This is a genomic window from Pseudomonas sp. SIMBA_067 (assembly GCF_046534675.1).
Taxonomy (GTDB): domain Bacteria; phylum Pseudomonadota; class Gammaproteobacteria; order Pseudomonadales; family Pseudomonadaceae; genus Aquipseudomonas; species Aquipseudomonas putida.
In genome coordinates this window covers 1-236 of sequence record NZ_JAWRYH010001338.1, presented here as the reverse complement: position 1 = coordinate 236, position 236 = coordinate 1, and the positions used below count along the sequence as shown (strand labels likewise).

Genomic DNA, 236 nt, shown 5'->3' with positions numbered 1-236 from the left:
CGATGCCAAGGGCTGGGATGCCGGTAGCGAGCGCCGTTTGCGCCAACTGCTGAATGAGCCACGCGTGCGTGCAGTGGGCGAATGCGGTCTGGATTTCAACCGCGACTTCTCCCCTCGCCCGCTGCAGGAAAAAGCCCTGGAAGCCCAGCTGGCCCTGGCTGCGGAACTGCGCCTGCCGGTGTTCCTGCATGAGCGCGACGCCAGCGAGCGTTTGCTGGCGATCCTGAAGGATTACG

Annotated in this window: 1 protein-coding gene; it reads left to right on the top strand. The window is 64.8% G+C overall.

Going from position 1 to position 236, the window contains the following annotated elements; all coding sequences use genetic code 11:
* A partial coding sequence (locus SB765_RS33695) for a TatD family hydrolase (protein ID WP_410933045.1) occupies positions 1-236 on the top strand: 236 nt, incomplete at both ends.